The organism is Klebsiella sp. GW_Kp182 (assembly GCF_040062275.1).
GTDB lineage: Bacteria > Pseudomonadota > Gammaproteobacteria > Enterobacterales > Enterobacteriaceae > Klebsiella > Klebsiella michiganensis.
Genome location: NZ_JBEAFQ010000055.1, coordinates 65,879 through 73,817, shown reverse-complemented (window position 1 = coordinate 73,817; position 7,939 = coordinate 65,879). Strand labels below are relative to the sequence as shown.

Annotated in this window: 5 protein-coding genes; 2 read left to right on the top strand and 3 right to left on the bottom strand. The window is 59.7% G+C overall.

Translation table 11 applies throughout. The annotated features are described in order from the left end of the window. Nucleotides 1-81 precede the first annotated feature (81 nt). A complete protein-coding gene (locus ABLU88_RS23640; RefSeq protein WP_064357763.1) occupies nucleotides 82-897 on the bottom strand; it encodes a helix-turn-helix domain-containing protein in 816 nt (271 codons plus the stop codon). Between the two features lie 252 nt (nucleotides 898-1,149). Here ABLU88_RS23640 and ABLU88_RS23635 point away from each other — a divergent pair, with 252 nt between their 5' ends. Both ABLU88_RS23635 and ABLU88_RS23630 read left to right on the top strand, forming a co-directional pair. Further along, nucleotides 1,150-2,550 (top strand): MFS transporter, encoded by a 1,401-nt coding sequence (locus ABLU88_RS23635; protein WP_348838156.1) that lies wholly within the window; start codon nucleotides 1,150-1,152, stop codon nucleotides 2,548-2,550. Between the two features lie 10 nt (nucleotides 2,551-2,560). Next, on the top strand, nucleotides 2,561-4,522 hold the full coding sequence (locus ABLU88_RS23630; protein ID WP_025106771.1) for a glycoside hydrolase family 127 protein: 1,962 nt from the start codon (nucleotides 2,561-2,563) through the stop codon (nucleotides 4,520-4,522). 138 nt (nucleotides 4,523-4,660) lie between these two features. Here the strand turns inward: ABLU88_RS23630 and selB are convergent, their stop codons facing one another. Further along, nucleotides 4,661-6,502: a selenocysteine-specific translation elongation factor gene (gene selB / locus ABLU88_RS23625; RefSeq protein ID WP_202019695.1), complete on the bottom strand. Its 1,842-nt coding sequence runs from the start codon at nucleotides 6,500-6,502 to the stop codon at nucleotides 4,661-4,663. Beyond that, complete coding sequence (gene selA, locus ABLU88_RS23620; RefSeq protein ID WP_047722821.1) at nucleotides 6,499-7,887, bottom strand: L-seryl-tRNA(Sec) selenium transferase; 1,389 nt, start codon at nucleotides 7,885-7,887, stop codon at nucleotides 6,499-6,501. Before selA ends, selB begins: the two co-directional genes overlap by 4 nt. Between the last annotated feature and the right edge of the window lie 52 nt (nucleotides 7,888-7,939).

Here is a 7,939-nt window from a genome sequence, read left to right as displayed (position 1 = left end):
CAGGATGTTGCAGAATTTTCCCGGAGGCGATGCTGCGCATCTGTCCGGGCTACGCATCCCCGGCGGGAAAACCCATCAACCCTACGCCGAATTAATATGTTCCTTGCAGTAACGACGCTTCCACGCCGCGGGCGTCAGGCTGGTATGCTTACGGAAAATCTTGCGAAAATAGCCGACATCGTTAAATCCGCATTTCATCGCCACCTCGGTGAGCGACAGGGAATCGCTGATAAGCAGCTTTTCCGCCGCCCTCACCCGCTGACGGTGCAGCGCTTCGGTTAAGGTCAGCCGGAAAACATGGCGATAAATCCGCCCCAGATAATCGGCGTTGCAGTGCAGCTCCTGCGCCAGCGTGGATGCGGAAAGGGGCAAATGAAACCGGGTACGAATGATTTGCTGCGCTCTCCACGCCAGCGCGTTGCCGGGGCTGTCGGCGGGCTGTTCGCCCGCTGCCGCCGAAACTTGCTGCAGAATCAGCAGCAGGATCAGCTCCAGCGCCACGCTACGATGAATATTTTCCTGCTCGCGTAAGAATTGGCGGAACAACGAAATAATATACTGCGGCTCGCTGACGCGCGTGTGCTGCGGAATCGACAGCAGCGCCTCAGGCAGCGAAACGTTTTCACCGGAGGTCATTTCAAAATGCAGCCAGTAGAATTTTAAATCTGCCGGAAATTGCCCGATTCCGACGTGTAAACGCCGCGGCCAGAGCAATAAACTTTCCCCGGCGTTGACGCTAAAAATCTCGTTGTTTTCGCGGATCGTTAATGTTCCTTTTTCCACAAAGATTATTTCCCAGGAGTGAAGCTGACGAGCCGGATGGCTGCCGATGCCTCGGGAAATAAACAATCCACCATTTTGCACCTTAATCGGAAGTGACATGGACAATTCAAGCATAGACATTCAATATTCCGCTTTTAATAGCACCAATAACCCCTGTCATCTTTGATTATTCACGATAAAATAGCCGCCCGCTGGATCGAAATCACATTTTTACCATCAGGTCGGAATCGTCCTCTTTTTATACTTTTTCCTTCCCTTGTTGCCCTCAACATTTAGTGCAGAATAAATAACGTAATTTGCAAATAACACAATTAAAGCCCGCGCTTCAGCGGGATATTATTCGCACATCATCTCCGGGAGTTATTTATGACTTCGGCTCCGATTACCACAACTGATTTGGCACAGCATGCCCAGGACGACAAATTATCCCTTCGGGAAAAAATAGGCTACGGATTGGGCGACGCGGGCGGGACGGTGATTACCTGCCTGATCATGAACTTTTTAACTTTTTTCTATACCGATGTCTTCGGCCTGACGCCCGCGCTGGTCGGGACCCTGTTTCTGGCCCTGCGCGTTTTCGACGCCGTTTCCGACCCGATTATGGGCGTGCTGGCCGACCGTACCCAGAGCCGCTGGGGACGCTTTCGTCCCTGGCAGCTGTGGATTGCCGTGCCGATCGGCGTTATCGGCGTCCTGACGTTTACCGTGCCCGACGCCAGCATGGGGGTAAAAATCGCCTGGGCGTTCGGCACCTATCTGCTGCTGTCGGTGAGCTACACCGCGATAAACGTCCCCTACTGCGCGCTGATCAACACGATGACCACGCGTCATAGCGAGGTTATCTCGTGCCAGGCATGGCGCTTTGTCCTGTGCGGCGTGGCGGGATTCTTAGTCTCCGTTGGGCTGCCGTGGATGGTAAAAGCGCTCGGCCAGGGCGATACCGCACAGGGGTATCAGTACGGCGTCGGCGTACTCTGCACCATCGCGGTGGCGATGTTCCTGTGCTGCTTCTTCTGGGTTCGCGAACGCGTCTCGCTGGATGTCATGGGGAAATTTACCCTGCGCGAGCACATCGCCGGGCTGCGTAAAAACGACCAGTTGCTGCTGATGCTGGTGATGTCATTTCTGCTCATCAACGTCTTCAATATCCGCGGCGGCGGCTACATGTACTTCATCACCTACGTGCTGGGCGGCTCCACCGGCTACACCTCGCTATTCTTCACCATGGTAACCTTCGCCTCGATTGCGGGTTCCGTCATCATCAACCTGCTCTCGCGCCGCTTTGATACCGTCAAACTCTACTACTATACCAACCTGGCGCTGGCCGCGCTGGCCGTGGCGATGTGGTTTTTGCCAACCGGGCAGGCGTACCAGACCCTGTGGCTGGTCGTCATCCTCGGCAACGGCATTATTCTCGGCTTTACCCTGCCGCTGCACTTTTCGCTGATGGCCTTCTCCGACGACTACGGCGAATGGAAAACCGGCGTGCGTTCTTCCGGGATGAACTTCGCCTTTAACCTGTTCTTTATCAAGCTGGCGTGGGCCTCCAGCGCCGGCATTATCAGCCTCGTGTTTATCTACGTGGCCTATCAGCCGGGCGTAGAAAACCAAACGGCATCATCACTGGCGGGTATCGCCTCCATGGAGACCCTGCTGCCCGCCCTGTTCCATCTGCTGCTGGCCTTTTCCATTCGCGCCTGCAAGCTCAACAATCCGATGATGGCGCGCATCGCCAGCGATCTGCGTACGCGTCATGTTCAGCCTTAAGGAGTCCGCCATGTCTGTTATGGAAGTCGATCTGCACAAACTGAAAATCAACGACCCGTTCCTCGGCCAGTACCAGCAGCTGGTGCGCGATGTGGTGATCCCTTATCAGTGGGATGCGCTGAACGACCGTATCGAGGAGGCGGACCCGAGCCATGCGATAGAGAACTTCCGCATCGCCGCCGGGCGACAGGAGGGCGAATTCTACGGCATGGTCTTTCAGGACAGCGACGTGGCGAAATGGCTGGAGGCGGTGGCCTGGTCGCTGTGTCAGAAGCCGGACGCCGGGCTGGAAAAAACCGCCGATGAGGTGATTGAACTGGTCGCGGCCGCCCAGTGTGAAGATGGCTATCTGAATACATATTTCACGGTCAAAGCGCCAGAGGAGCGCTGGACCAACCTCGCCGAATGCCACGAACTGTACTGCGCCGGGCACATGATTGAAGCGGGTGTCGCCTTCTTCCAGGCCACAGGCAAACGTCGTCTGCTGGATGTCGTCTGCCGCCTCGCCGACCACATCGATAGCGTGTTTGGCCCCGGAGATAACCAGCTGCACGGCTACCCTGGCCATCCGGAAATCGAGCTGGCGTTAATGCGCCTGTATGACGTCACTCAGGAGCCGCGCTATATCGCGCTGGTGAAGTACTTCGTTGAGGCGCGCGGAACGCAGCCGCATTTTTACGATATCGAATATGAGAAGCGCGGCAAAACCTCCTACTGGAACACCTACGGTCCGGCGTGGATGGTGATGGATAAACCCTACAGCCAGGCGCATCAGCCGATTTCCGAACAACCGGTCGCCATCGGCCACGCGGTGCGTTTCGTCTATCTGATGACCGGCGTTGCCCACCTCGCCCGTTTAAGTCAGGACGAGGGCAAGCGCCGGGATTGCCTGCGCCTGTGGAAAAATATGGCCCGGCGTCAGCTGTATATCACCGGCGGAATCGGTTCGCAGAGCAGCGGGGAGGCCTTCAGCAGCGACTATGACCTGCCAAACGACACGGTCTATGCCGAAAGCTGTGCTTCCATTGGCCTGATGATGTTTGCCCGCCGGATGCTGGAGATGGAAGCCGACAGCCAATATGCCGACGTGATGGAGCGCGCGCTGTATAACACCGTGCTGGGTGGAATGGCGCTCGACGGCAAGCACTTCTTCTACGTCAATCCGCTGGAAGTGCATCCAAAATCCTTAAAATTCAACCATATTTACGATCACGTTAAGCCCGTCCGTCAGCGCTGGTTCGGCTGCGCCTGCTGTCCGCCGAATATCGCACGGGTGCTGACCTCGCTGGGGCACTATATCTACACGCCGCACGGCGACGTCCTGTACATCAACCTGTATGTCGGCAACAGCGTGGAGATCCCGGTGGGCAATGAGGCGCTACGCCTGCGCATCAGCGGCAACTATCCGTGGCAGGAACAGGTGAAGATAGTCATCGATTCATCTTCACCGGTTAATCATACCCTGGCGCTGCGTCTGCCGGACTGGTGCGATAAGCCGCAGGTCACGCTCAACGGCGCGCCGGTTACGCAGGACGTGCGCAAAGGGTATCTGCACATCAGCCATCTCTGGCAGGAGGGCGACACGCTACAGTTAACCCTGCCGATGCCGGTGCGCCGCATTTACGGTAACCCGCTGGTGCGCCACCAGGCAGGCCAGGTCGCCGTCCAGCGCGGTCCGCTGGTTTACTGCCTGGAGCAGGCGGATAACGGCGAGCAATTGCATAACCTGCAGCTGCCGCGCGACGCCCGGTTTAGCACTGTCGAAGGCAAAGGGATTTTTGCCCGCAAGATACTTCTCCAGGCGCCGGGCTATAAGCAAACGGCGGAAGATGCCGAAAACCAGGCCCTATGGCACTATGACCGCGCGCCGTCCTCCCGTCAGCCGCAAGTATTAACCTTTATTCCGTGGTTTAGCTGGGCCAACCGCGGCGAAGGCGAGATGCGCATCTGGGTGAACGAAGCGGAAGCGTAAATGTGAGTGTGAGCATTCCCCGGTGGCGCTGCGGTATGAACCGGAAACATGGGTAACACTTTAGACCGGATACATGGGTAACGGTTATCGTAGCCCGGGTAAGGCGTTCACGCCGCGACCCGGGACTACCTGCTTATGCTAAAGGAACAAGGCCTTATCGCGCAGAATATGATCGTTGCCACGACGGCGGGTAAAACCGATGCGGTCGAAATATTCGAGGATCTGAATCGCCAGCTTGCGCCCGACGTTCAGCGTATCGCGGAAATCCGCCGCGCAGGTTGAGCCCCTTTCCAGATCCAGATCGCGGATCATTTTGGCAAACGCCACAATCCGATCGTTGCGATAGTAGCGATCTTTCACGATCGCGGTAATCATCCCCTGCTGCGCCGCCTGGCGTAATACCGCCCGCATTAACGACTCTTCTACGTTGGCTTCACGCGCCAGATCGCGCACCCACCATGGCTCATCGGCAAACAGCCCGGCAACCCGCTGCCAGATGGCCTGCTGCTCGTCGGTAAAGCCCGCTTTATGCTCCGGCAGATGCAGCCAGCCGTGGTGGCTGTGAACAATGCCGCTTTCGCGCATCTGCTCAATCAACAGCAGCACCAGCGCTTCATCTTCCATCGGCAGCGCAATACGCCGCAGGCGTTCGCGGCCCGGTCCTGGCTCATCGCAATGCTGATCGTGATAGCGCGCCAGGGCATCGAGCAGCTTCCGCTGCCAGCGCGCGGCGAGCGGGGCGCTCAGCAGGCTATTTCCCGCCTGCAGATAGTCAGGGCGGTGAATCAGCGCGTTGAGGCCATCGCGGCTGAGCTGACGCGCCCAGGCGAAATCATCGAGGCGCACCGCATCGCGCTGAAGGTGAATATCCAGCGCCTGGACGTCATCGCCCTGCGCGGCGGCCAGCGCGTGCAGCCACTGTAAATACTCCGGCTTACGCTTGCCCCGGCGCGGCGGATTGAGGGTCACCACTCGCGCACCGGCCAGCGTCAGGCGCGCGGAAATATCGCGCAGCACCAGACGGTCGTTATCCGCCAGCCGCAGCGGCGTATCGAGAACCAGCTCCGCCAGCGCGCCTTCGAGCAGCGACACGCGGCCGGTAATATGGCTGGCGGCGTGGTGGATATGCAGCGGCTGCCACTGGCTAAGCGGCGTATGGCACTGCAGTTCAACGATGACCCGCTCAGAGGCTTCCGGCGGCGGTACCGCCAGCAGCCAGTCGCCGCGGTTGAGCTCCTCTTTTTGCGCATCGCCGGCAATATTCAGGGCAATGCGCTGGCCGGCCCAGGCCTGCTCAACCGGCTGATTCTGCGCGTGCAGACCGCGCACGCGCATCGGTTTATCCACGCCGGTCAGCCACAGCGTATCGCCAACGTTGACCTCGCCGGATAACGCGGTCCCGGTAACCACCAGCCCCGCGCCTTTGACGGTAAATGCCCGGTCGATGGCCAGGCGAAAGCGCTGATGCTGCGGGCGCGGGCGCGCGGAGAGCTGCAGGAGATGTTCGCGCAGCTCTGCGATGCCCCGTCCTTCCGTCGCCGCGACGGCAAACAGGGTCGCGCCGGTAAAGCCGAACTCCGCCAGCACCGCGTCGATTTCCGCCTCCACCTCCTCAATCCGCGCCGCTTCTACGCGGTCCGCTTTGGTCAGCGCCACGGTTAGCGTTGGCTGCCCGGTAAGCTGGAGGATCGCCAGATGTTCGCGGGTTTGCGCCATCACGCCATCATCGCAGGCCACCACCAGCAGCGCGTGATCGATACCGCCGACGCCGGCCAGCATATTGGACAAAAACTTTTCGTGGCCGGGAACGTCGATAAAACCCAGCACCCGCCCGTCGGGCTGCGGCCAGTAGGCGTAGCCGAGGTCGATAGTCATCCCGCGCGCTTTCTCTTCCGGCAGGCGATCGGCGTTGATACCGGTAATCGCCTGCAGCAGCGTGGTTTTGCCGTGGTCAACGTGTCCGGCGGTGGCAATAATCATCTCAATAACATCTCCATAAACCGGGATTCATCCTCAAGACAGCGCAGGTCCAGCCACAGGCGGCCATCGTAGATCCTGCCAATAACCGGCACGGGCAACTGACGCCAGCGTGCCGCCAGAGCTTCCAGCCGACTGCCGCGCCCATCGCGCGGAGTCAACGTCAACGCCGCGCTGGGCAAGCGGTCCACCGGCAGCGAGCCGCTGCCGATCTGCGACAGGCATGGCTCGACCCGCAGGTCAAAATCAGCATAATGTGCAGCCAGCGCGGCCCGCATGCGCTCGCCCTGCAGGCGGATCTCGTCCGCCTGGCGAGTCAGCAGACGCAGGGTCGGCAGTTCAGCGGCCAGCTTTTCCGGATGCAGATAGAGGCGCAGCGTGGCCTCCAGCGCCGCGAGGGTCATTTTATCCGCCCGCAGGGCGCGCTTAAGCGGATGGCTCTGCAAACGCGCGATCAGCGCTTTTTTACCGACGATAATTCCCGCCTGCGGGCCGCCCAGCAGTTTATCGCCGGAGAAGCTCACCAGGCTGACGCCGGCGGCAATCATCTCCTGCGGCATCGGCTCTTTCGGCAGGCCGTACTGGCTTAAATCCACCAGCGAGCCGCTGCCGAGATCGGCCACCACCGGGATATTGAGTTCGCGGCCAATCTCCGCCAGCGCCGCTTCATCGACCGCTTTAGTAAAGCCCTCAATACTGTAGTTGCTGGTGTGCACCTTCATCAGCAGGCCGGTATTGTCATTCACCGCCTGACGATAATCTTTCGCGTGGGTGCGGTTAGTGGTCCCGACTTCATGCAGAACGCAGCCCGCCTGGCGCATCACGTCGGGAATACGAAACGCGCCGCCGATCTCCACCAGCTCGCCGCGCGACACCACCACCTCACTGCCGCCGGCGGTTGCCGCCAGCATCAGCAGCACCGCCGCCGCGTTATTGTTGACGATACAGGCGTCTTCCGCGCCGGTGATCTGGCAAAGCAGGTCGGCCAGCGCGCGATCGCGGTGGCCGCGTCCGGCATCGTCAAGATCGTATTCCAGCGTCACCGGCGCGCGCATCGCCTGGGTCACCGCCTCTACCGCCGCTTCCGCCTGAATCGCCCGCCCAAGGTTGGTGTGCAGCACGGTACCGGTCAGGTTGAACACCGGGCGCAGCGCGCTCTGCTGTCGCTGCGTCAAACGACGCGAGGTCTCCATTAGCCATGCTTCGCACCAGTCCGGCAGCGTCTGGTTCAGGCGGATGTATTCCCGCGCCTCGTCCAGCATCTGACGCAGCTGCGCTACCGTCTGGGCGTGACCGTATTGCATCAACAGCGGTGAAAATGCGGGGTCGCGGAGTAAACGGTCGATGGCCGGAAGCCGGGTATAAAGCGCACGAATTTCGCTAGTCATGAATGAACCTATTTTCCCCCCTCCCGACGGGAGAGGGAGTCAACAAATGAGC